Genomic DNA, 23763 nt, shown 5'->3' on the forward strand with positions numbered 1-23763 from the left:
GGCCCGGTTCTTGGCGTTGTCGTTGATGGCGTTCAGCCAGCCGTGGTCGGCCTGGGGGCCGGCGAAGCCGATGGTGACGGCCTTGCCCGGCTTGTCGTCCGCGACCGGGGCGGCGTTGTCCGCGGCCTTTTCCTGGTTCTTGGGCTCATTGCTGGTGCAGGCCGTCAGCAGCGCGCCGGTGGAAACGGCTGCGGTGCCGAACAGCAGTGCTCTGCGGCTGGTGGCGGGGGTTTTTGCCATGGCGGATCGACCCTTCGACTGGGCGGTGTGCGTCAGATGGAGGATGTGGGGGTGCCGGACGGCGGTGTCAGGGTCCGCCGTCCGGCGGTGTGCTGCACGGTGTCAGGTGTCGCCGCCGTGCAGCGAGCGGCGCTGGACCAGGACGGCGGCGACGATGATGGCGCCCTTCGCGATCTGCTGGACAGCGGTCTCGAGGTTGTTCAGAGCGAAGATGTTGGTGATCGTGGTGAAGACCAGAACACCGAGGACGGAGCCAACGACGGTGCCGCGACCGCCGCTGAGCAGGGTGCCGCCGATGATCGCCGCGGCGATGGCGTCCAGCTCGTAGAGGTTGCCGTTGGTGTTCTGACCCGAGCCGGCGAGCACGATCAGCATGAACGCGGCGATACCGCAGCACAGTCCGGACAGCAGGTACAGGTACAGGCGCTGGCGGCGGACGTCGATGCCGGCGAGGCGTGCCGCTTCCGCGTTGCCGCCGACCGCGACGGTGCGACGGCCGAAGGTGGTGCGGTTGAGCAGCAGCCAGCCGATGACGGTGACCGCGGCGAAGATCAGAACAAGGGGCGGGATGCCGAGGATGTAGGCGTCCCTGGCACCGAGATCGAGCACTGATTCGACGGTCACGATCTGGGTGCTGCCGTCCGTGATCTGCAGCGCCAGACCGCGGGCGGAGGCAAGCATGGCCAGCGTCGCGATGAACGGCACCATCCTGCCGTAGGCGATCAGCACGCCGTTCACGAGACCGCAGCCCACACCGACGATCACCGCGGTGAAGAGGATGCCCGCGAAGCCGAACTCCTGCGTGGCCACGGTTGTCGCCCACACCGAGGCGAGCGCCACGATCGCGCCGACCGACAGGTCGATCCCGCCGCTGGTGATGACGAACGTCATGCCGACGGTGACGACGCCGATCACCGACGCCTGGGTGAGGACGAGCTGCAGATTGTTCGTCGCCAGGAACTCGTCCGGTGCGGTGATCCCACCGACCGCGACGAGGACGGCGAGGACTCCGAGCAGGGACAGAGTGCGTACGTCCCACCGCAGACCGGGTCGGCGCGAACTCTCCTTGTCTCCCGCGGACTTGGCGGCGGACGTCGGCGCTTCCTTCTGCGCCGCAGTGGCCGGCTGCGTCATGGCGTCGGGCTCCCTTCCATTACAAGATCAAGTACACGGTGCTCGTCGAGCTCCCGGGAGTCCGCCGTGTGCACGACGCTGCCTTCACGGAGCACCAGCACCCGGTCGGCGAGACCCAGAACCTCGGGCACCTCACTGGACACGAGAAGTACGGCCAGGCCCTCGTCGGCCAGCCGGCGAATCACTGCGTAAAGCTCCGCCCGAGCGCCGATGTCGACGCCCCTGGTCGGCTCGTCCAGCAGCAGGACCTTGCAGCCTCGCAACAGCCAGCGCGCGAGCACCGCCTTCTGCTGGTTGCCGCCGGACAGCGTCCTGATCGCGGCATCGGGATTGTCGGGCCGCAGGGACAGTTCCCGAACCGCCTGGTGCGCCGCGGCGCGCTCGGCACGCCGGTCGATCCAGCCCGCGCGGGCGAACCGGGACAGGGTGGAGACCGAGACGTTGCTGCTGACGGACTCCAGCATCAGCAGGCCCTGCGCCTTGCGCTCCTCGGGCGCGAGGCCGATGCCGGCGCGGACGGCAGCGCGGACACTTCCGGGGCGCAGGGGCGTGCCGTCGACGAGAACCCGGCCGCCGTCGGGCTTGCGAGCCCCGTAGATCGTCTCCAGGATCTCGCTGCGCCCGGACCCGACGAGCCCCGCCAGACCGACGATCTCTCCGGGCCGCAGCTCCAGATCGACGGGCGCGAACTCCCCTCGCCGGGTCAGCCCTTCGACCTTCAGCACCGGTTCCCTCCCCGCGGCGAACTCCGCCCCGGGGCGCTCGGGGAAGACGTACTCCACATTCCGCCCGGTCATCAGGGCCACGACCTCATGGGTCGGCGTCGACTTGGCAGGCAGACCGCCCGCGACCGACCGGCCCTCCTTCAGGACCGTGACCCGGTCGCCGATGCGCCGGATCTCCTCAAGACGGTGAGAGATGTAGATGACGGCGACGCCATCAGCCGTCAGATCGCCCACGATCCTGAAAAGGTTGTCCACCTCTTCGGGGTCGAGCGCCGCCGACGGCTCGTCCATCACGATCAACCGCACCTCGTGGGACAGGGCGCGGGCCATCGAGACGATCTGCTGCTGCGCCGCGGACAGGTCACCGACGAGCCGCGCAGGGTCGATCTCCGAGTGCCCAAGACGTTGCAGCAACTCCGCGGTCGCCGTACGGGCGGCTGAGCCGCGTACCACGAACCCGGCGGAGGTGGGTTCGTGTCCGAGGAAGACGTTCTCCGCGACAGACAGCCCCTCGATCAGGTCGAGTTCCTGGTAGATGGTGGCGATGCCGAGACGCATGGCGGCGATCGGCGACCCCAGGGACACGGGCTCACCCCGCCAAGTGATCTCACCGCTGTCGGGCTGGTGGGCTCCGGCGAGCACTTTGATCAAAGTGGACTTGCCGGCGCCGTTCTGGCCGAGGAGGCAGTGGACTTTGCCGGCCTGAACCTCGAGGTCCACACCGTCCAGGGCGCGAACACCCGGGAACGACTTGGTGATACCGGACATGGTGAGCAGGGGTGGTGGTGATGCCATGAGGAATCCCCTCGGCGGATGCGGGACGTGAGCAGGCAGGACTGGGCAAGGTGGTGCAGGTACGTGGGCGGCTCTGGAGAGCCCCTGGCGTCGTGTGCGCTGGGGCGTAGGGGCTGAGAAAGGGCAGGGCAGGCCTGGTGGCCCGGCAACCATGCAGTGGTGGCAACCGCCGACGCTTCATGCGGTGGTAACGGCGGCGCGGTGGGTGTTGCGGTGGCTCTACGGGTGTTGCGAGTGCGCCGTGGGGTTGCCAGGGCGCAATGGGTGTGCGGGATCGCCGATGAGGTTGCAGTGACGCTTGGTTGTAGTGGCGCGAGTGGTAGTCCGTTGCCGGCGGGGTCGGGCAGCGGTCAGGCCGGTGAGAAAACGTGGTCGCTGATGAGCCGGGTCGCGCCGATGGCTCCTGCGGCCGGTCCCAACTCACCCAGCACAATCGGCAGGTTGCGCGTGGCCAGCGGCAACGACTGCCGGTAGACCTGGGTCCGAACACTGGCCAGCAACGTGTGCCCGAGCCCGGTCACACCGCCGCCGATCACCACCAGCCCCGGATTGAAGAAACTGACAAGCCCGGCGATGACCTGCCCCAGACGCTTCCCGCCCTCCCGAATCAGCTCCAAAGCCACCGCGTCCCCTGCTGCCGCGGCAGCCGACACATCCTCGGCCGTCAGACGCCCGGCTGTCTCCAGCCGGGCAGCGAGCTGTACCGACCGGCCCTCACGCGCGGCCTGCTCCGCGTCACCGGCCAACGCGGCACCGCTGAAGTGGGCTTCCAGACAGCCCCGGTTGCCACACGCACACGCGCGACCTCCCGGTTCCACCTGAATATGACCGATGTCGCCGGCACTGCCGGTCGTCCCCCGGTAGACCTCACCGCCGACGACGATGCCGCAGCCGATGCCGGTCCCGATCTTGACGCACAGGAAGTCGCCCACGGAGCGCGCGACGCCCGCGTGCTGCTCCCCCATCGCCATCAGGTTCACGTCGTTGTCGACCATGACCGGACAACCCAGTTCCTGACTGAGCGCCTCCCGCACCGGGAACCCGTCCCAGCCCGGCATGATCGGAGGCGCGACCGGCACACCTTCCGGAAAGCGGACCGGCCCCGGGACCCCGATCCCGGCACCGTCGAAGCCCTCCGCGACACCGGAGGCGTTCAGCTTGGCAGCCATCGACAGCACCTGCTCGAAGACCGCCACCGGCCCATCCCGGACATCCATCGGATGGTTCAGATGCCCCAGGACCTCCAACTCCGCGTTCGTCACGGCGACATCGACCGACGTGGCACCGATGTCGACACCGAGGAAACGCAGCGTCGGCGAGAGCCGGATGTTGTGCGAACGCCGGCCGCCCCGCGAGGGGGCAAGCCCGTCCGCGACGACCAGCCCCGTCTCCAGCAGCCGGTCCACCTCGACAGCCAGCTTCGAACGGGACAGGTCCACCAGATCACCCAGCTGGGCGCGGGAGTTGGACCCGTTGTCACGCAGTAAACGAAGCAGCCGCGCCTGATGCGCGTTCTCAGGCCGAGCAGTCATTCGTCTCACGAACCCCTCCCCTCCCCTCGCCCACGGCCGGGGGCCCGGACGCCTGGTTCCGTCAGCTGAGCCGTCAGGCTTTCGGGGAGGAACGTAGCAGCGATTTTCCGGAGCGGGAAGGACTTACGCACGATCCAGCACAACTTTCTCCACACACAGGACAAAGCCCGGATGGGCGACCACCCCCAAGCCGCGAGTCCTGACGACTGGACCCACCCCCGCTCGGCCTGCAGGAACGGTCAATGAGGGCGTCGGCGACACACTCGCCGAGGACGGTGACACTGCTGGGGGCCCGGGGTCGGGCCATGGCGACTGCTTGCCCCACCTGGAAGGCCGCAGGGCTGCCCGACACCGGGCCGGTGGCCAGTTACAGCCCATTGCACAGGTATTGACATGCCACTCAAGACGGACGTAACTTCCCTGCCACACGGAAGTAACGCGCGTTATTAAAGCGCGAAACCGGAGGCGCTGTCTCGCCTCCGTGCGGCCGAAGGGAACTGAAAGTGGCCACGAACAAGACGCGTCGCGTGACCATGAGCGACGTGGCCCGCCACGCGGGCGTCTCGCGGACCACGGTCTCCTTCGTCCTCAACGACAAGCCCGGTGCCGCCATCCCCGAGGAGACCCGTCGGCGGATCCTGGCGGCGATAGACGAGCTCGGCTACCGGCCCAACGCCGGGGCGCGGGCGCTGGCCGCGAACCGCAGCGGGTGGTTCGGGCTGATCACCGAGATCGTGACCGGCCCCTTCGCGGCCGAGGTGATCACGGGAGCGCAGAGCCGCGCCTGGGGCGACCGGAGGTTCCTGCTGATCGCCGCGAGCGAGGGCGACCCCGCCCAGGAGGCCGCCGCGCTCGACCAGATGCTGGAGCACCGCGTGGAGGGTCTGCTGTACGCCACGACCTGGCACCGGGCCGTCACTCTGCCGAAAGTCGCCCGTGAGGTGCCGACGGTGCTCGTCAACTGCTATGACGCGGAAGGGGAGTTGCCGTGCATCCTGCCCGACGAGGAGTCGGGCGGACACCGCGCCACCCGCCGGCTCCTCGACGCCGGTCACACTCGCATCGGGTTCATCAACCTCGACCCGGCGATCCCGGCCGCCATCGGCAGGCGCGAGGGGTACGAACGTGCCCTGCGCGAGGCCGGGATCACCCCCGACTCCTCCCTCGTCATCCCCGGCTGGGCCACCGCCGACGGCGCCTACACCGCCGCCTGCGAACTGCTGGACCGCCCTGCCGCCGACCGGCCGACCGCGCTGTTCTGCGGAAACGACCGGATGGCGATGGGCGCGTACGACGCGATCAAGGAACGTGGGCTGCGCATCCCGCACGACGTGGCCGTGGTGGGGTTCGACAACCAGGAACTCATCGCCGCCTATCTGCGGCCGAAACTGACGACGCTCGCCCTGCCCTTCGAAGCCATGGGCACCAAGGGCGTCGACATGCTCGCCGCTCTCGCAGCGGGGCAGCCGCTCGACACCCACCGGGTGACGATCGACTGCCCGCTGCTCGAACGCTCGTCGGTCTGACCGCTAATCAGCCCGCCGAGTAATCCCATCCCCGCCTTCGCCCTGTGTGTTGAAGAGAGGAAAAGAGTCTCCATTATGGCACCCTCCCGCATACCTTCACGGCGGCCACGGGCCGTCCTGAGAGCGGTCACCGCGACCGCCGCCGCAGCCCTCGTCCTGTCCGCCTGTACGGGTGGCTCAGGCGCTTCCGGCGCCGGTGACACCTCCGGCAATCAGCTACTCACCATCCCGCGCGAGGACCTGGCGACGTTCACGCGCAACTTCAACCCGCTCTCCCCGCAGGCCGCCCCCATGACCAAAGAGGCCGTCTACGAGCCGCTGGTGGTCCACAGCATGGCGGACTCCAAGGACACCCCGTGGCTGGCCACCAAGTGGGAGCAGGCCAAGGACGGCAAGTCCCTCACCTTCACGCTGCGCGAGGGCGTGAAGTGGTCGGACGGCAAGCCGCTGACCGCCGATGACGTCGTGTACACCTTCGATCTCCAGAAGAAGGTGCTGGGCGGCTACGACTACCTGGACAAGGTCACCGCGGTCGACGCCCAGACGGTGACGTTCTCCTTCAGTAAGCCCTTCTCGCCCGCCTTCTTCGAGATCGGCAGCCACTACATCCTGCCGAAGCACATCTGGTCCAAGGTGAAGGACCCGGCGAAGTACACCAACCCCGATCCGGTCGGCACCGGCCCGTACACCCAGATCGAGAAGTTCCAGGCCCAGTCGTACGAGCTGCGCAAGAACCCCGACTACTGGCAGCCCGCCAAGCAGCAGATCGCCGGAATCCAGATGCTCGCCTTCTCCGGCAACGACAGCGCCAACGTCGCCTTCACCAACGGCGAGGTGGACTGGACGCAGTCGTTCATCCCGGACATCGAAAAGTCCTTCGTCGCCAAGAACAAGAAGCACAACCACTACTGGTTCCCGCCCGCCGGTGCCATGATCAACTGGCAGCTGAACACCACCAAGGCGCCCTTCGACGACCCGGCCGTGCGCAAGGCGCTCAGCATGGCCGTCGACCGCGACCAGATCGCCAAGGTCGCGATGAACGGCTACGCCGAACCCGCCGACTGCACGGGTCTGGCCCGCACGTACGACGACTGGCGCGACACCTCCCTCGCCGCTTCCTGCACCTGGACCAAGCACGACACCGACGCGGCGGCGAAGGCCCTCGACACGGCCGGCTACAAGGAGAGCGGCGGCAAGCGGAAGCTCAAGAACGGCAAGAACTTCACGCTCGACATCTCCGTCGGCTCCGCCTCCACCGACTGGATCTCGGTCGCCAACATCATCAAGCAGGACCTCGCGAAGGTCGGCATCACCGCCACCGTGAAGACGCCCGACTGGTCGGCCGTCCAGTCGTCGTACAACACCGGCACCTTCGACAGCGGCATCGTGTGGAGCAACAACGGCGCCACACCGTACGAGTACTACCGCGGCGTGATGTCGACCAAGATGTTGCAGCCGGTCGGCAAGCAGGCCACCGAGAACTACCATCGCTTCGGCGACAAGAAGGCCGACAAGCTCATCGACGCCTTCGCCGCCGCCACGGACGAGAGTGCGCAGCGCGAGCAGATGAACGACCTGCAGGAGCTGTACAACGAGGACGCTCCCGTCGTCCCGCTGTTCACCGGCCCCGAGTGGGGCGCGTACACGGACGCCCGCTTCACCGGCTGGCCCACCGAGAAGAACCCGTACGCCACCCTCGGCAACCGCAACGGCAGCACGATCCTCGTGCTCACGTCGCTGAAGCCCGTCAAGGGCTGACGCCGCCCGCGCGGACCGGCGGCCGCCCTCCTCCCCGACCCGGCGGCCGCCCCCGCGCACCGCATCCCCGTTCACCCCCACCGACAGGGAGCACGACCCGTGCGTCTGATCCTGCGCAACCTGGGGTTCTATCTGCTCGCCTTCTGGGCCTCCGTCACCCTGAACTTCGTTCTCCCGCGCTTCATGCCGGGCGACCCGGTCTCCCGGATGTTCGCGCAGGCCCAGGGCTCGATGCAGCCCGACCAGATAGCCCAGTTGCGAAAACTCTTCGGCCTGGACGACCGCCCCCTCTGGGAGCAGTACGTCTCCTACGTCAAGAGCGTCTTCACCGGCGACCTCGGCATCTCCATCACCCGCTTCCCGACCCCGGTCTCCGACGTGATCGGCTCGCAGATCGGCTGGACCCTGCTGCTCGGCGGTGTCGCCCTCGTCATCGCCGCCGTGGCCGGCAACCTGCTCGGCATCGTCGCCGCCTGGCGGCGTGGCGGCGTCCTCGACTCCGCCTTCCCGCCCCTGCTGATCTTCATCGGCTCGTTCCCGTACTTCTGGCTGGCGATGGGCGCGCTGTACCTGTTCGGGGTGACCCTGGGCTGGTTTCCGCTGCGGCACGCCTACGACGTCGGCCTGACCCCCGGCTTCAACGGCGAGTTCCTCTCGAACGTCGCCACCCACCTGGTGCTGCCCGCGCTGACCATCGTGCTGGTCTCCATCGGGGGCTGGATGCTCGGCATGCGCAACACCATGATCGCCACGGCGGCCGAGGACTACATCACGATGGCCGAGGCCAAGGGGCTCAGGCCCTCGCGGATCATGTTCCGCTACGCCGCCCGCAACGCGCTGCTCCCCTCCGTCACCAACTTCGGCATGGCGCTGGGCTTCGTCGTCGGCGGCGCGCTGCTCACCGAGGTCGTGTTCGCCTACCCCGGCATCGGCTACCAACTGCTGATGGCCGTCCAGGGCCTGGACTACCCGCTGATGCAGGGCATCTTCCTGACGCTCACGGCGGCGGTGCTGTTCGCGAACTTCCTCGTCGACCTCGTCTACGTCCGCCTCGACCCGCGCGTCCGCGTCCGCTGAGGAGGTTGCCGACATGACCGCCATCGAGATCGCGCCGGCCACCACGCCGACAGCCCCCGCGCGCCCTTCCCGCCGCCGCGGACTGCTGCGCCAACTCATCGACAGCAAGAAGGCGTTGACGGGGCTGATCCTGCTCGCCCTCTTCGCGCTCCTCGCCCTGCTCGCTCCCGTCCTCGCGCCGGGCGACCCATCACTCATCAACTCCACGGGAAGCCAGGCCCCTTCGGCCGCCCACTGGCTCGGTACCACCGCCAAGGGACAGGACGTACTCGCCCTCACCCTGTGGGGCGCGCGCAGCTCCCTCTTCGTCGGGTTCACCGTGGGGCTCGCGGCGACCGGGGTCGCCATCCTCGTCGGCCTCGCGTCCGCCTACTTCGGCCGCATCGTGGACGACGCGCTGACCCTGGTCACCAACGTCTTCCTGCTGCTGCCCGGACTGCCGCTGCTCATCATCCTGGCTGCGTTCCTGCCGCCCGGGACCTCCACCGTCATCCTCGTGCTGGTCGTCACCGGCTGGGCGGGATCCGCCCGGGTACTGCGCGCACAGGCCAAGTCGATCCGAGGCAAGGACTTCGTGGCCGCCGCCGTCGTCACCGGAGAGCGCCCGCTGCGGATCATGTTCCGCGAGATCCTGCCCAACATGGCGTCCGTGGTGATGACCACGCTACTCGGCTGCGTGATCTTCGGCATCGGCGCCCAGGCCGGCCTGGAGTTCCTCGGCCTCGGCGACAGCAGCGTCGTCAGCTGGGGCACCAATCTCTACTGGGCCAGCAACGACGGCGCGTTGATGACCGGCACATGGTGGGCCTTCGTCCCCTCCGGACTGTGCATCGCCCTCGTCGCCTTCGCACTCGCGTTGGTCAACTACGCGGTCGACGAGATCACCAATCCGCGGCTGCGCAACCGCCGCGCCCGCCGTGAGAGGAGGGGCTGAGCCATGGAACCCGTACTTGAGGTGAATGGCCTCCGCGTTGAATACCGCGGCGACGGACGCACCGTCGTGGGCGCCGACGACGTCTCCTTCTCCATCGGCGCCGGAGAGGTCTTCGGCCTCGCCGGCGAGTCCGGCTGCGGCAAGTCGACCATCGCCAACGCGGTGATGCGCCTGCTGAAGCCCCCGGCCGAGATCACCGCAGGCAGCATCCGCTTCGAGGGCGGAGACGTCCTCGCCCTGGACGCACGGGAGTTGCGCGCCTTTCGGTGGCGGCAGATCGCCATGGTCTTCCAGTCGGCGATGAACTCCCTCAACCCCGTCCTGACCATCGGCGAGCAGATCGTCGACATCTTCACCACGCATGAGCGGATGAAGAAGCGGGTGGCGCGGGAGCGGGCGGGCGAGCTGCTGGAGCTGGTGGGCATCGACCCGGGGCGGCTGAAGGCGTACCCGCACCAGCTCTCTGGCGGCATGCGTCAGCGCGTCGTCATCGCCATGGCCGTGGCCCTGAGGCCCAGGCTGCTGATCATGGACGAACCGACCACCGCGCTCGACGTGGTCGTGCAGCAGGAGATCATGGCGCAGATCCGCGGCCTTCAGCGCGAGCTGGGCTTCTCCATCCTCTTCATCACCCACGACATGTCCCTGATGGTCGAGCTGTCGGACCGCATGGGCGTGATGTACGGCGGACGGATCGTCGAACTCGCCGACGCCAAGGACCTGTTCGCGGGGCCGCTCCACCCGTACACCGAGGCGCTGATGAACGCCTTCCCGCCGCTGACCGGCCCGCGCCGCCAGCTCACCGGCCTCTTCGACGCCCCGCGTACCGCCGACAGCTGCGGCTTCCACGTCCGCTGTCCCGAAGACCGCTCGGACTGCTCCATGAACATCCCCGACCTGCGCAAGGTCGCGCCCGGCCGCTGGGTGGCCCGTAGTACGGCCCGCAGTCCGGAAGGAGCCTCCCGATGACCGAACCGACCAAATCGACCACACCCCTCCTCTCCGTACGGGACCTGACCAAGGACTTCCAAGTCGGCACCGTCTTCTCCCGACGCCGCGTCCGCGCCGTCAACGACGTCTCCTTCGACCTCCCTGCCGGCCGCATCACCGCCCTGGTCGGAGAGTCCGGTAGCGGCAAGTCCACCATCGCCCGCTGCCTCGCCCGCCTCGAACAACCCACCTCCGGTGAGGTGTTGCTGGACGGCGAAAATGTGCTGCGCACCGAGCGGCGCCGAGCGTCACGGACGTACCGCCACAAGGTCCAGATGGTGTTCCAGGACCCCTTCGGCTCGCTCAACCCCGTCCACCGCATCGAGCACTTCCTCACCCGCGCCCTGGTCCTGCACGGCCACCCCGCCACCCGCGAGGCGCTGTGCGAGCTGCTGACGACGGTCGGCCTGACCGAGGACATGCTCCAGTCCTACCCGCACGAACTCTCCGGCGGCCAGCGCCAGCGCGTCGCGATCGCCCGTGCGCTGGCGGTGGAGCCCCGGCTGATCCTCGCCGACGAACCGACCTCGATGCTGGACGTCTCGGTGCGCGTGGGCGTGCTCAACCTGATGCGGCGCCTGCGCGACGAGCGGGACATCGCCATGCTCTACATCACGCACGACCTGGGCTCCGCGCGCTACCTCGCGGACACCACCATGGTCATGTTCGCCGGCGAACTCGTCGAGGGCGGCGACGCGTTGGCGGTGATGGACGCCCCCGCCCACCCCTACACCCGCCTGCTGCTGTCCGCCGTACCCGACCCCGAACGGGCCGGGAGCCACGACCCCGTCGAGCGCGCCAAGCTCCGCGAGGCGATCCTCAACCCCACGTCCTGCCCATACGGCAACGACGGCACGTGCAGCCGCACCGAGCCCGTCCGCCACATCGTCGGCGAGAACGAGGGGCAACCCCACTGGGTGCGCTGCCACCTGCGCGCACCCGCCTCCGACATCGCCCGCCGCGTCCTCAAGGCCACCGACCAGCCGACCGGCGAGGCCACCGACACCACCGACGCCACTGAGAAAGCGGAGACCACCGCCGCATGACCCACGACCTCACCCTCCCCTCCGGCACTCCCACCGCCGAGGGGCTGGCCGAGCGCGCCCAACGCGACCCCCACCGCCCCCGCTACCACTTCACCTCACCCGGCGGCTGGCTCAACGACCCCAACGGCCTGACCCACTGGAACGGCGCCTACCACCTCTTCTACCAGTACAATCCGCTCTCCCCTGCGCACCACCGCATCCACTGGGGCCACGCCACCAGCACCGACCTCGTCCACTGGACCGACGAGCCGGTCGCCCTCGTCCCCGGCCCCGACGGCCCCGACCGCGACGGCTGCTGGTCCGGCGTCCTCGTCGACGACGGCGGAGTGCCCACGCTCGTCTACTCGGGCAGGCACGGAGACCGTGAACTCCCTTGTGTGGCAAGGGGATCGGCAGACCTGAGGTACTGGACCAAGGACCGGGCCAACCCGGTCATCACCGCCCCGCCCGAGGGCATCGACACCACCGCCTTCCGCGACCACTGCGTATGGCGGGAGGGCTCCGGTGACGACGCGGTGTGGCGACAGCTGGTCGGCTCGGGCATCCGGGGCGTCGGCGGAACGGCCTTCCTGTACGAGTCGGACGACCTGCGCAGCTGGCGCTACGTCGGCCCCCTGCTGACCGGCGATGCCTCGCAGAACCAGGGCGAACTCGACTGGACCGGCACGCTGTGGGAGTGCGTCGACCTGTTCCGCCTCGGCGGGACGGACGTACTCGTCTTCTCCGCCTGGGACGAGGGCACCACCCACCACCCCCTGTACTGGACCGGCCGCTACCAGAGCGACACTTTCACCCCGACCGCCCTCCAACGCCTCGACTACGGCGGACGCTACTTCTACGCCCCCCAGTCCACCCGCGACGAGCACGGCCGCCGCATCATGTTCGGCTGGCTCCAGGAAGGCCGGACCGACGAGGCGAACGCGCAGGCCGGCTGGTGCGGTGCGATGTCCGTACCGAGGGTCGTCACGCTCGGCGCGGACGGCCGTCTGCACCAGGCCCCGGTGCCGGAACTGGCCGTGCTGCGGCGGGAGCGCGTGGAGGTGGCGGCGGGCCCGCTGACCGAGCTGTACACCCGGCTGCACGCCGTGCGCGGAGACCAGCTGGACATCGAGACGACCCTGCGTCTCGCCCTCGGCGCCACCGCCCGGCTCGTGGTCCGCGAGACACCGGATGGCGCGGAGCGGACGGTCGTGGAGGTCAGCAGGGCGTACGTCGGAGCGCGCGGCACCCTCCGCCTGCACCGCGAGACCAGCAGCCTCGACCCGACGGTCGACACCGAACCCCGGTACGGAGAGCTGCCGTTGGACGCCGACGGCCGTGTGGACCTGCGCGTCCTCGTCGACCACTCCGCACTGGAGATCTTCGCGAACGGGCGCCCGCTGGCTGCCCGCATCTACCCCACCCGCCCCGACGAGGCCGTAGGCGTCGGCATCGGCGCCGACGGCGACGTGATCCTGGAGCGGTTCGACGCCTGGCAGATGGCGTCGGCCTTCACCGACGGACCCCGGCCGCTGTGGCCGTGACGGTCTTACACACGACCACGGCCCGGGGTGTGAACGTCCCCCCGGGCCGTGGCCCACCCTTCCCCGCTCTCCCTCAGGAGCCGCCATGAGCGTGTCCCGCCGTACCCTCCTGCTCGCAGGAGGCACCGCCGCCACCCTGCTGCCTCTCGGAGGCATCATGTCCGCGGCACAGGCCGCCGCCCCGAGCGCCGCCGGAGCAACCCCCGCCCCCACCCCGATCCCCGACCCCAACCCCGTCACCGGCACCTGGACCCGCACCTCCGAAGGCGGCCAGAAGGCGACCGCCGGCAGTCGCGAGCCCGCCCTCGCCCTGTCCGAGCAGCAACTCGCGACCAACGGCACGTACACGGCCCGCGTCACGCCCCAATCCGCCTCCTCCGTAGGCGCGTTGGTGTTCCGGGCCGCCCTCGACGGCTCGACCGGATACGCGGTCGCCCTCGACCCCGGCCGTGCCCGCATACGGCTCTACGATCTGGCGAGAGGCGACACACTCGCCACCGCACCACTGCCGGGCGCGCGGACCGGGAGACCCTGCGGCCTCGAAGTGGCCGTCGACGGACCTGAGTTGACGGTGTATGTCGATGGCAAACGGCTCCTCCACACTGAGGACCACCGCCACGACACCGGCTCGGTGGGCCTGCTCGCCCAGGGCGGCACCGTCACCTTCGGCCCGCCCTCCCTCTCGACGGTCACCACCAACCTCACCGGCTGGACCACGAGCGGCGGCACCTGGAACGCGAGTCCGCTCGGCTGGCGAGCGGCCCCGTCCCCGGGAGCCACCGCCCGCGCCGTCACCACGACCCAGGCGTACGACACCGCGTTCCAGGCCGACCTGCTCCTGCACGACGCCTCCGCGCTCGCCTCGCTGTTGGTGCGTACCGACGCCAGGGCCACGCGCGGCTATGGCATCCAAGTCGACCCAGGCCAGGGCAAGTTGAGGCTCTATCGCGTCGACGGGAACGTCACTCTCGGCACGTACGCGACCACCATCAAGGCCGACACGGTCTACCGCCTCCGCGTCGAAGCCGAGGGCGACGAACTGCGCGTGCACTGGCAGACCAACTTCCTCTCCCCCGACGGCTACAGCCCAGTCATCACCGCCCAGGACTCCACCCACACGCAGGGCCGACTCGCCGTCACGGCATCGTCCGGCGCGGTGTCCTTCGAGAACATCGCCGCCGCCGACCTCGCCACCGGCCTCCAGGGCTGGACAACCCGCTCCGGCACCTGGACCCCAGACCTGCGCGGCATCCGCGGCGAGAACGGCCTGCGCACGGCACCCTTCACCGAGGGCGACCTGGTGGCGAGGGCCGACATCACACCCGCCGACCGCTCCTCCTCGGCCGGCCTCGTCCTGCGCGCGTCCGCGAACGGCTCCGGCGGCTACGAAGCCCGCCTGGAACCCGGCCGCAACGCCGTCGTCCTGCTGGACCGCTCCTCCGGCGCCCGCCTCGCGTCCGCCTCCGGTCCGGTCCGGCGCATCACGTCCGGCGGCACGTACCGCGTCGAGGCCCGCGCGACGGGCAGGACGATCGAGGTGTACGTGGACGGCGTACGGGCCCTGAGGACCCGCGTGTCCCGCACCACGGGCGGCGCGGTCGGCACCACCGCCGCGCACGGGACGTCGTACTTCCAGAATGTCGAAGTCCACAGCACCGCCGACTACTTCACCGAGCCGTACCGCCCCACGTATCACTACTCCCAGCTCACCGGCTCCACCAGCGACCCCTGCGGCCTGCTGTACCACGACGGCGAGTACCACCTCTTCCACCAGGACGAGGGCCGCTGGGCGCACGCGGTCAGTACCGACCTCGTCCACTGGCAGGCCCTGCCGATCGCCCTGCCCTGGAACGCGTACGGCCACTGCTGGACCGGTTGCGCGGTCGTGGACGCCGACGACACCTCCGGTCTCTTCGACGGCGGCTCGGGCCTGATCGCGTACTACACGAGCCACCACCCGGACAAGCCGGGCGGGAACGCCAGCGTGCGCATCGCGTACAGCAAGGACAAGGGCCGCTCATGGAAGCTGCACGGCGGCTCGACCCCGGCCGTGCAGAACCCAGGCGGTCCCGACGCCGGCTGGACCTTCCGCGACCCGAAGGTGATCCGCGACGAGGCCCACGACCAGTGGCTGATGGTGGTCTCCGGCGGCGACCACGTCCGTTTCTTCACCTCCACCGACCTCCTCACTTGGACCCAGGCCAGCTCTTTCGGCTTCGGCGACTGGGTCACGCCGGGTGTCTGGGAGTGCCCCGACTTCTTCCCGCTCCCGGTCGACGGCGACAAGGGCAAGGTGAAGTGGGTCCTCACCCTGAGCACGGGCGCCGTACGTGCCACGAACGGCTCGGCCGCCCAGTACTTCACGGGTGAGTGGAACGGCACGTCCTTCACCCCCGACCAGAAGGCCGGCACAGTCCTGCGCGCCGACTCCGGCCGCGACTACTACGCCGCCATGTCCTTCTACGGCCTGCCCGACAACCGCCGAGTCTGGCTCGGCTGGATGAGCAACTGGGACTACCCGTTCAGCGCCCCGACCGGCGCCTGGAACGGCCAACTGAGCATCTCCCGCGAACTGACCCTCACGGACACCGCCGACGGCGTACGCCTGGTGCAGCGCCCGGTCACGGAGCTGTCCGCCCTGCGTACGTCTACGACGACCTGCAAGGACCTCTCCGTCAGCCCGGGTTCCGCGAACGCCCTCGCGGGCGTCACGGGCATCGCCTACGAGATCGAGGCCGAGATCACCCTCGGCACCGCCACGGAGATCGGCTTCCGGCTCCGGGCCGGCAACGACCAGTACACGACGGTCGGATACGACGCAGAGGCGAACCAGCTGTTTGCGGACCGGTCGGCCTCGGGCCTGAGCGACTTCACCCAGTACTTCGCGGGCCGCACGACCGCGCCGATGAAAGCGACCGAGGGCCGCGTGACCCTGCGCGTGTACGTCGACTCGTCATCGGTCGAGGCATTCGGCGCGGACGGACAGGCTGCGGTGACCAGCCTGGTCTTCCCCGACACGGACGCCGACGGCATGGCCTTCTACACCAAGGGCGGCACCGCACACATAGAGTCACTCAAGGTGCACAAGCTGGACAGCGTCTACCGCCTCGTGGACCGGGTGAATCCGCCGGTGGCACCCCCGACAGGCGGTGAATTCCGCTCAGATCTGGGCAAGTTGACAGTCCTCCCTGCCGGTCACTGGGCGACGGACAGCGCGGGCCGCGCCGGAACCTTCGACAAGGACTCCAACGCCATATCGGCGCGCACGGCGACGGACGTGGACCTCACCACCCTGGTCCGGCTCGGCGGCCCCGACTCGGACACCGGCGGCGCCCTCTCCCTCCTCTGGCGCGCCTCCTCCGACGGCACCGACGCCTACTGCCTCAACATCGACCCCGACCTGCGTGTGATCCGCCTGGTCGCCAAGACCGACGGCCACTTCGACGACGGCGCCGCCCTCGCCCGCGTCCCGGCCCTGATCCGCCGCGGCACGACCTACTCGGTCCGTATCCTCGCCGAGGGCGACCGCATCCAGGTGTTCCTCAACGGCACCCGGATCATCGACGTGACGGACACGACGTACACGAGCGGGCACATCGGCCTCAACGTGTTCGGGGGGAGGGCGGCGTACCAGGACACGTACGTACAGGAGCTGTGACCGCAGGTCAAGCCGATCTGAAGCGGTGAGCCGTAGACGCTCCACCCCCGAGTTCCGGGGCGGAGCCTCTGTGAACCGGAAGGCACTCTTGTGTCTCCCATGCCCCGTGCCTTGGTCGTCTCCCGCGGCAACCACGGACGGTTCCGCCCTGGCCATGCATCTGTGTCCGGACCAGTGATCTGGCGGTTGGCGAACCAGCACGATCTGGCGGTCACGGAACGACGCACACAACAGGTGGCGGCGACTGCCGACGGCTTTTTGTCCCGCCGTCGGCAGTAACTGCTTGTGACCGCCAGACGAATCGAAGGAGCTTCCGCAGCGCACCCACCGACCACAGGCAGGACCGTTCTCTAGGGATGACGAGGGGTGCCCACAGGTCAGCACCGAACCAGCATCGGCACCACCGACGAGCCCTTCATTGACGGAACGACGGCCATCTGACCTGTACCTTTGCCGAATCAGCGCACTTACGGTAAAGGCGCCCCAAAAATTTGTGCAGCAACCTCATGATCCCCGAGACTAACGGCCGGGTCGGACATCACGGGCGGCTACTGCCGTATCGGCCCCTTCGGGCGGCCACAGTGCCATCCGCATCAGGCGTCCCCGTACGCCTCTCCCCCGAGTTCGAACCCCGCCGTCCCCGCCGTGGCATCGGCCAGCCACGCCCGGAACGTCTCCACGTCCGCGTCCGGGAGGGCGATCTCGATGGTGACAGCCTCTCCATAGTGGACGTCGCGTACCTCACGCCCCGTCGACCGCAGGTCGTTCTGCACCTTGCCCGCCCGCTGGTGGTCGACCGTGACGGTGGCGAGACGGAAGCGTTTACGTGTGATCGTGCCGAGGGTGTCGAGGGCCTCGCCCACCGCTCCCCCGTACGCCCGGATGAGCCCGCCCGCGCCGAGCTTGACGCCGCCGTAGTAGCGGGTGACGACGGTGACGACGTACCGCAGGTCGCGGCGCAGCAGCATCTGGAGCATGGGGACGCCGGCTGTGCCGCCCGGTTCGCCGTCGTCGCTCGCCTTCTGTACGGAGGCGTCGGCGCCGATGACGTACGCGTAGCAGTTGTGCGTGGCGTCCGCGTGCTCCTTGCGGATGGCCGCGATGAACTCCTGGGCCTCCTGTTCGGTGGCCGCCGGGGCGAGCGCGCACAGGAAGCGGGAGCGGTTGACTTCGGTCTCGTGCACGCCTGCGCGGGCCACCGTGCGGTACTCGTCCTGCATCGGGCCAGCGTATGCGCCCCGCGCGAAGGTGCTGCACGCGCGCGTACGTCCCGTCGGGCCGCCACCCGGTGCGGAGATCAGCCCTTCTTGCCCCGCGGCACGGTCACGTCGGTGAGCAGCGTCATGCCGGGGCCGAGGGAGGACCAGGTGTCGCCGTACCAGGTGAGGACCGCGATCGCCGACGTCGGGAACTTCGTGCGGACCTCGTCCAGCGCGTCGTCGAGACTGTCCCCGGCCAGGGTGAGCACCAGTTCCTCGAGCCCGGGGTTGTGTCCGATCAGCAGCAACGTCCTGACGTCGTCGGACACTTCGCGCACCGCTGCCAGCAACTCGGGTACGTCGGCCGCGTACAGCCGCGGATCGTGGCGTACGGGAGGAGGTGTGGTCCATTCGGCCGCGGCCAGTTCCCAGGTCCGGCGGGCGCGTACGGCGGTGGAGCAGAGCGCCAGGTCGGGCAGCCAGTCGGCAGCGGCAAGCGCGCGCCCGGCGGCCGGGGCGTCACGGCGGCCACGCGGTGCGAGCGGTCTTTCGTGGTCGGCGACGCCGTCCGGCCAGGCCGACTTGGCGTGCCGTAGGACGATCAGGCGGCGCTGCGGGGGCGCTCCGGCAGGGGCGTTCATGACGGGGTTCCGCGGCCGATGTCACGGGTGAGTTCGAGCCCGAGGAGACGGTCGGCGTAGGCGTACGTCTCGAAGCGGGCCCCGTCCGGAACGGTCTGGGATGTCGCCACCCGGCGCAGTACGTCGAGCACGGCGGGCACGTCCAGGTCGTCCTCCCAGGCGGCGCGCAGCTGCTGGCGTACGGGATCGGGGATGGGGCTGGAGGGATGCGTGGCCCAGGTGGCGACGGCTCCCCGCCAGTGCGTGAGGACCTTCTCGGCGTCGGCCAGGCCGGCCGCGTCGAGCCGGAGGGGATCGCGGCGGGGCCGCGCGAGCAGCGCGAGACGCAGGGCCGAGGGGTCGCTCCCCTCAACGCCCTCATGAACCGGACCGCTCTCGTCATCGGCCGGGATCTCGTCGTGCACCGGGGCGACCTCGACGTGTACGCCGTCCGGCACCTCGTCGTCCTGGCCGCCCGGCCCTTCGGGAGTGGCGGGACCGGCGACAACATGGAGCACCTGTGCCTCACCCAGCGGCGGTTCCCCGGCGCGGGGATCCTCGAACGGCCGGATGCCGAGGGCCGATGCGCGTTCCCGGAGTTCCGCGTGCCCCTCAGGGGCGGTCAGCACCGTCCAGACGGGCGTCCCGTTGAGTTCCAGGGCGCGTACGAGGAGGTCGGCGACCAGGAGCACCCGCAGGCCGGTGGTGTCGGCACGCGGTACATGGGCCTCGACGCGGGTCAGGCCGCGGCGGGCGGGGGCGGCGTCGGCGGACTCGCCCGTTCGGGCGTCGGTGATACGGAGCACGGGGTGAGCGTAGGCCCGCGGGAGGCCGGGCGCAGGGAGACGTGCTTCATTCGGTATCGGGGTGGTGGCGGACGCGGCTGTGAGCGGTCGGTCCGAGCCGCAACTGGTCTGCGGCGGCACAGGAGAGAGTGTCCGTTCTGCGGCACTATGGGTGCTGTGGCGGCGGTGCTCGACATCCGACGCCCTGAGGCAGGCCGGCGGACAAAGGGGTTCGGGCGTGCGGGAGTTGATGGTCATCGAGGCGCCGTCCGTGCTCGGGCTGCGGCCGTCCGGGGTACAGGATCTGCCGGAAGCCCTGCGCGATGCCGGGCTGCTCGACCGCCTCGGGGCGGTGGTGGCCATGGGGGTCCCCCCGCTCATGGGGGTTCCCCCGCTCGAGCGAATTCGAGAGTGGGGGAGAAGCCGAGAGTGGGGGAGGGTCGAGGCGGCGGCGTACGACCCGAGGCGGGACGCCGACACCGGGGTGCTCAACCCGGTCGGCATCGCGCGGTACTCCGTGGAGCTGGCCGACGCCGTGGGCGGCGTACTGGACCGGGGCGGCTTCCCCGTGGTCCTCGGCGGCGACTGCAGCATCCTGCTCGGCAATCTCCTCGCCCTGCGCCGCCGGGGACGCTACGGCCTGCTGTTCCTCGACGGCCATACCGACTTCTACCAGCCGTCCGCGGAGCCGACGGGCGAGGTGGCCTCGATGGAACTCGCCCTGGCCACGGGCCGCGGGCCCGGCCTGCTGACCGACCTGGAGGGCCGTGGTCCGCTGCTGAGGGACGAGGACGTCGTCGCCCTCGGCTTCCGCGACACCGAGGAGTCCACCGCGGCCGGGATGCAGCCGCTGCCGTCGGGGCTGCACGCGTTCGACCTCGATGCGGTACGGGCTCTCGGCGCCGACGCCGCCGCGCGCCAGGCGGTCGAACGGCTCACCCGGGGCGGGAGCGGCGGGTACTGGGTCCATCTCGACGTCGACGTACTGGACGACGCGGTGATGCCCGCCGTCGACTACCGCATCCCCGGCGGACTGACCTGGTCGGAACTGGAGAGCGTGCTGCGGACCGCGCTGGCCGGCGAGCGAGCCGTCGGTTTCGACGTCACGATCTTCAACCCCCGCCTCGACCCCGACGGCAGCATCGCCGTCCGCCTCACCGAGTGCCTGTGCCGGGGGCTGTCGGCGCGGCGCACCGCCCCCTGAGGCCGGCCGTCAGTCGGCGGGCTTCTCCCAGACCGAGACATGCCGGCGGCTCTCGCTGGTGAACGGCGCCCGGTCCCAGTCCTCCCAGCGGTCGCGCAGCCGCAGTCCGGCGAGCCGCGCCATCAGGTCCAGTTCCGAGGGCCACACGTACCGGAACGGGTAGTACTCGTGCTCGGCACGTCCGTCGACGATGGTGACGTAGTTCGAACTCATCGCCTGGGTGGCGACGTCGTAGATGTCGAACGCCCACTGTGTGGGGCTGATGCGGAACGGCACGGCGTTCTGCCCCGGCGGCAGCCGGCGCAGCTCCGGCACGCCCACCTCTATGACGAAGCAGCCGCCGGGCCGCAGATGGGCGGCGGCGTTCTGGAAGCAGGCCACCTGGGCGTCCTGCGTCGTCAGATTGTTGATCGTGTTGAAGACGAGGTAGGCGACCGCGAACGTGCCCTCCACCCGCGTCGTGGCGAAGTCGCCGATCGTCACGCCGACGCTGTCGCCGCCGGGCTTGGCGCGCAGCCGGGCCACCATGGCCCGCGACATGTCGATGCCATGCACCGGGATTCCGCGCCTGGCCAGCGGCAGCGCGATCCGGCCGGTGCCGACGCCGAGTTCGAGCGCCCGGCCGTCGCCGGCGAGCCCGGCCAGCAGGCCGACCGCCGGATCCACCGCCTCCGGACGGAACATGTCCGCCGCCGACTCGTCGTAGCCGGCCGCCACCTTCTCCCCGAAGTAGCCGTCCTCATCATGCATTCGGGGAACGTACCGCCCACGGCCCGTCCGACGCCCGCGATTTTTCAGCCCTGGGGCAGGGTCGCGCACCGCTCGGTGCTCGGCGAAAACCCCGTCCGACACATACGTATCGGCCTCGGCGTTTCGGCCATTGTTCCGCCCAGGGCCGACCGCACGCCCCAAGGGTGGATGCACCCCGCACCTGACGCTTTCCGTGCTCCCGTACGGAATCCACACCGTCTCAAACACGTGTGTTCGACACACCTCCCGCGTCGTTGACTCCATTGGCGTTCGCCCGCGCCGATCCGTTCACAACGACCTTGCAGGAGAGTCCAGTTGACCTCAGCCGACACCCAGGACACGCAAGCCGTCACTCCGCCTCCGCCGCCGCCCGCCGAGATCACCTACACGGGCCAGTACTCCATCAACCCGCTCGGCGAGGTCTCCTTCCGCAAGCTCTGTGGGCAGCTGCCCTCCGTGCTGCGCCGCATCGCCAGGATGTCGTGGGACGTCGACCGACGGGCCGTCGTCCTCCTGCTGATCTGCCAGCTGGTCACCGGCGTGGCCGCCGCGGTGCTGCTGGCCGCGACGGCCAGTGCCATGCGCCCCGTCCTCGGCGGCGGTTCCGTCGCCGACCGGCTGCACGCGGCTCTGCCGGCTCTCCTCGTCGTGGCCGGTGCCAGCGCACTCACACGCGGTTCGGCTGCCGTGGCCACCTACGCCGAGCGTCGCATCACCCCCAGGCTGACGACCGTGACGGACACCGCGCTGGTCGAGGCGGTCTGTCGAGTGGAGGCGGCGGCCTACGCCGTGGACGGATTCGCGGACCGGCAGGAGGCAGCGGAGATGGGCGTGATGCGCACCCACGTCATGGTCTCCGACGCCCAGCGCTTTATGTCGGCCCTGGTCAAGATGGTCACGGCAAGCGGCGTCCTGTCGGTCCTGAACCCCCTGATGCTGCCCCTGCTCCTGCTTGCCGTGCTCCCGGCCGGCGTCGGCGCGGTGCTGAGCGCCCGGGTCGACTACGAGATCCACTACGCCAACGTCGCCGACCGCAACGTCCGCGGCATGATGCGGTGGTGGTCGACGACACCGAAGTACGCCGACGAGGTCCGCGCCAACGGGATGACGGACTACCTGCTGTACTGGTACCGGTCCCTGTCGGAGCGGGTCGACGGGCGCACGCTGACCGCCGCTCCCCGGACGCTGCGGATCGCCTTGGTGTCATCGGTGGTCGGCGGGGTGTTCCTGGTCGCCACCTGGGCGGTTCTCGCCTGGCTCGCCGTGACCGGACGGGTCGCGCTCGCCCTCGCCGCGACGGCTGTCGTCGCGGTCCAGACGACGCTGGCGGCGCTGTCCCAGGTGATCATCAACGGGGCCGCCGTGTTCCACACCAGCCTGTACCTGAGCGATATGCAGGCCTTCCTCGACGACGCCGAGGCGCGGGCGCCGGACCGCGGCGAACTCGCCGTGAGCGCGCCCGTGGAGGAGATCCGGCTGGACGAGGTCACGTACCAGTATCCGGGGAAGGACAAGCCGGCCGTCGACCGTGTCTCCCTGACCCTGCGGCGCGGGGAGATCCTCGCCGTCGTCGGGGTGAACGGTTCCGGCAAGAGCACGCTGACCCGCCTGATCACCGGGATCTACCTCGCGGACAAGGGCCGTGTGACCTGGAACGGCTCGGACCTCGCCCGCATCGCCGAGGCCACGGTCTGGAACCGCACGGGTCTGGTCCCGCAGATCTTCGCCCAGTGGCCGCTGCGGGTGCGGGAGAACGTGACGCTGGGCCAGCCGCGGACCTTCGACGACGGAGAGGTGTGGCAGGCGCTCGACGCGGTCGGTATGCGCGAAGCCGTCGAGGATCTGCCCCATGGCCTCGACACGCTCCTCGCCCGCGAGGTGTTCGGCGGGGCCGAACTGTCCGGAGGACAGTGGCAGCGGCTGGCCTGCTCCCGGGCTCTGTACCGGCGCCCGTCTCTGTTGATCCTCGACGAGCCGACCTCGCAGATGGATCCCCGCGGCGAGCACGCGATCTTCGAGGAGATCAAGGCCATCGCCGGCGACCGCATCACGATCGTCGTCACCCACCGGCTCGAGAACACGAAGGTCGCCGACCACATCGTGGTGATGGACCAGGGCCGCATCACCGAACAGGGCGGATACGACGAACTCGTCCATGCGGGCGGCACCTTCGCCGAACTCCTCGCACTCTCCCAGGACCGATAGCGCCCTCGACATGTAGTGCCCTCGACATGACGTCCGGGATCCGCGACTCCATGAGCGATGAA

17 protein-coding genes and 1 pseudogene are annotated in these 23763 nt (G+C 69.8%); 10 read left to right on the forward strand and 8 right to left on the reverse strand.

Features of this window, described 5'->3' with window-relative positions:
* From OP79_RS38730 to OP79_RS38745, 4 genes and pseudogenes are all read right to left on the reverse strand, one after another.
* Positions 1–240: pseudogene (locus OP79_RS38730) on the reverse strand (sugar ABC transporter substrate-binding protein); the annotation flags it as partial.
* Positions 241–342: 102 nt separating this feature from the next.
* Positions 343–1374: an ABC transporter permease gene (locus OP79_RS38735; protein ID WP_033327315.1), complete on the reverse strand. Its 1032-nt coding sequence runs from the start codon at positions 1372–1374 to the stop codon at positions 343–345.
* Positions 1371–2894 (reverse strand): sugar ABC transporter ATP-binding protein, encoded by a 1524-nt coding sequence (locus OP79_RS38740; RefSeq protein WP_033327317.1) that lies wholly within the window; start codon positions 2892–2894, stop codon positions 1371–1373. The genes OP79_RS38735 and OP79_RS38740 overlap by 4 nt, the downstream gene beginning before the upstream one ends.
* 350 nt (positions 2895–3244) lie before the next feature.
* The gene (locus OP79_RS38745; RefSeq protein ID WP_033327320.1) at positions 3245–4426 is read right to left on the reverse strand and encodes an ROK family transcriptional regulator; all 1182 of its coding nucleotides are present in this window, start codon (positions 4424–4426) and stop codon (positions 3245–3247) included.
* A gap of 503 nt (positions 4427–4929) precedes the next feature.
* On the opposite strand from OP79_RS38745, the gene OP79_RS38750 reads away from it, so the two are divergent.
* The 8 genes from OP79_RS38750 (at position 4930) to OP79_RS38785 (ending at position 16938) form a co-directional block, all read left to right on the forward strand.
* Positions 4930–5952 carry a LacI family DNA-binding transcriptional regulator gene (locus tag OP79_RS38750; protein ID WP_033327322.1) on the forward strand — a complete coding sequence of 341 codons (1023 nt, stop codon included), beginning with the start codon at positions 4930–4932 and terminating at the stop codon, positions 5950–5952.
* A 75-nt stretch (positions 5953–6027) separates the two neighbouring features.
* Complete coding sequence (locus tag OP79_RS38755) at positions 6028–7710, forward strand: ABC transporter substrate-binding protein (RefSeq protein WP_033327324.1); 1683 nt, start codon at positions 6028–6030, stop codon at positions 7708–7710.
* Between the two features lie 99 nt (positions 7711–7809).
* The gene (locus tag OP79_RS38760) at positions 7810–8787 is read left to right on the forward strand and encodes an ABC transporter permease (protein ID WP_033327326.1); all 978 of its coding nucleotides are present in this window, start codon (positions 7810–7812) and stop codon (positions 8785–8787) included.
* 13 nt (positions 8788–8800) lie between these two features.
* Positions 8801–9721 (forward strand): ABC transporter permease, encoded by a 921-nt coding sequence (locus OP79_RS38765; RefSeq protein WP_033327328.1) that lies wholly within the window; start codon positions 8801–8803, stop codon positions 9719–9721.
* 3 nt (positions 9722–9724) lie between these two features.
* Positions 9725–10690, forward strand: coding sequence for an ABC transporter ATP-binding protein (locus OP79_RS38770; protein ID WP_033327331.1), 966 nt, complete (start codon positions 9725–9727; stop codon positions 10688–10690).
* Complete coding sequence (locus OP79_RS38775; protein ID WP_033327333.1) at positions 10687–11757, forward strand: ATP-binding cassette domain-containing protein; 1071 nt, start codon at positions 10687–10689, stop codon at positions 11755–11757. Before OP79_RS38770 ends, OP79_RS38775 begins: the two co-directional genes overlap by 4 nt.
* Entirely contained in the window at positions 11754–13280 is a 1527-nt protein-coding gene (locus OP79_RS38780) for a glycoside hydrolase family 32 protein (RefSeq protein WP_033327335.1), read from the forward strand. The genes OP79_RS38775 and OP79_RS38780 overlap by 4 nt, the downstream gene beginning before the upstream one ends.
* 85 nt (positions 13281–13365) lie before the next feature.
* Positions 13366–16938 (forward strand): glycoside hydrolase family 32 protein, encoded by a 3573-nt coding sequence (locus tag OP79_RS38785; protein WP_033327337.1) that lies wholly within the window; start codon positions 13366–13368, stop codon positions 16936–16938.
* 593 nt (positions 16939–17531) lie between these two features.
* Here the strand turns inward: OP79_RS38785 and OP79_RS38790 are convergent.
* From OP79_RS38790 to OP79_RS38800, 3 genes are all read right to left on the reverse strand, one after another.
* Positions 17532–18158: a YigZ family protein gene (locus OP79_RS38790; RefSeq protein ID WP_033327339.1), complete on the reverse strand. Its 627-nt coding sequence runs from the start codon at positions 18156–18158 to the stop codon at positions 17532–17534.
* Between the two features lie 77 nt (positions 18159–18235).
* Positions 18236–18778: a SixA phosphatase family protein gene (locus tag OP79_RS38795; RefSeq protein ID WP_033327341.1), complete on the reverse strand. Its 543-nt coding sequence runs from the start codon at positions 18776–18778 to the stop codon at positions 18236–18238.
* On the reverse strand, positions 18775–19563 hold the full coding sequence (locus OP79_RS38800; RefSeq protein ID WP_211270943.1) for a hypothetical protein: 789 nt from the start codon (positions 19561–19563) through the stop codon (positions 18775–18777). The genes OP79_RS38795 and OP79_RS38800 overlap by 4 nt, the downstream gene beginning before the upstream one ends.
* Before the next feature lie 217 nt (positions 19564–19780).
* On the opposite strand from OP79_RS38800, the gene OP79_RS38805 reads away from it, so the two are divergent.
* Positions 19781–20746: an arginase family protein gene (locus OP79_RS38805; RefSeq protein ID WP_063742075.1), complete on the forward strand. Its 966-nt coding sequence runs from the start codon at positions 19781–19783 to the stop codon at positions 20744–20746.
* A 9-nt stretch (positions 20747–20755) separates the two neighbouring features.
* Here the strand turns inward: OP79_RS38805 and OP79_RS38810 are convergent, their stop codons facing one another.
* Positions 20756–21496 carry a class I SAM-dependent DNA methyltransferase gene (locus tag OP79_RS38810; protein WP_033327345.1) on the reverse strand — a complete coding sequence of 247 codons (741 nt, stop codon included), beginning with the start codon at positions 21494–21496 and terminating at the stop codon, positions 20756–20758.
* Between the two features lie 315 nt (positions 21497–21811).
* On the opposite strand from OP79_RS38810, the gene OP79_RS38815 reads away from it, so the two are divergent.
* A complete protein-coding gene (locus OP79_RS38815; protein WP_033327347.1) occupies positions 21812–23701 on the forward strand; it encodes an ATP-binding cassette domain-containing protein in 1890 nt (629 codons plus the stop codon).
* Positions 23702–23763: the final 62 nt, after the last annotated feature.

Origin of the sequence: Streptomyces yerevanensis, from assembly GCF_000716805.1 — a bacterium.
GTDB lineage: Bacteria > Actinomycetota > Actinomycetes > Streptomycetales > Streptomycetaceae > Streptomyces > Streptomyces flaveus.

What these genes read in the sequence shown, in the direction of transcription:
- OP79_RS38735 (WP_033327315.1), bottom strand. Translation starts at nt 1,374, where the DNA reads ATGACGCAGCCGGCCACTGCGGCGCAGAAGGAAGCGCCGACGTCCGCC.
- OP79_RS38740 (WP_033327317.1), bottom strand. Translation starts at nt 2,894, where the DNA reads ATGGCATCACCACCACCCCTGCTCACCATGTCCGGTATCACCAAGTCG.
- OP79_RS38745 (WP_033327320.1), bottom strand. Translation starts at nt 4,426, where the DNA reads ATGACTGCTCGGCCTGAGAACGCGCATCAGGCGCGGCTGCTTCGTTTA.
- OP79_RS38755 (WP_033327324.1), top strand. Translation starts at nt 6,028, where the DNA reads ATGGCACCCTCCCGCATACCTTCACGGCGGCCACGGGCCGTCCTGAGA.
- OP79_RS38765 (WP_033327328.1), top strand. Translation starts at nt 8,801, where the DNA reads ATGACCGCCATCGAGATCGCGCCGGCCACCACGCCGACAGCCCCCGCG.
- OP79_RS38770 (WP_033327331.1), top strand. Translation starts at nt 9,725, where the DNA reads ATGGAACCCGTACTTGAGGTGAATGGCCTCCGCGTTGAATACCGCGGC.
- OP79_RS38775 (WP_033327333.1), top strand. Translation starts at nt 10,687, where the DNA reads ATGACCGAACCGACCAAATCGACCACACCCCTCCTCTCCGTACGGGAC.
- OP79_RS38780 (WP_033327335.1), top strand. Translation starts at nt 11,754, where the DNA reads ATGACCCACGACCTCACCCTCCCCTCCGGCACTCCCACCGCCGAGGGG.
- OP79_RS38785 (WP_033327337.1), top strand. Translation starts at nt 13,366, where the DNA reads ATGAGCGTGTCCCGCCGTACCCTCCTGCTCGCAGGAGGCACCGCCGCC.
- OP79_RS38790 (WP_033327339.1), bottom strand. Translation starts at nt 18,158, where the DNA reads ATGCAGGACGAGTACCGCACGGTGGCCCGCGCAGGCGTGCACGAGACC.
- OP79_RS38795 (WP_033327341.1), bottom strand. Translation starts at nt 18,778, where the DNA reads ATGAACGCCCCTGCCGGAGCGCCCCCGCAGCGCCGCCTGATCGTCCTA.
- OP79_RS38810 (WP_033327345.1), bottom strand. Translation starts at nt 21,496, where the DNA reads ATGCATGATGAGGACGGCTACTTCGGGGAGAAGGTGGCGGCCGGCTAC.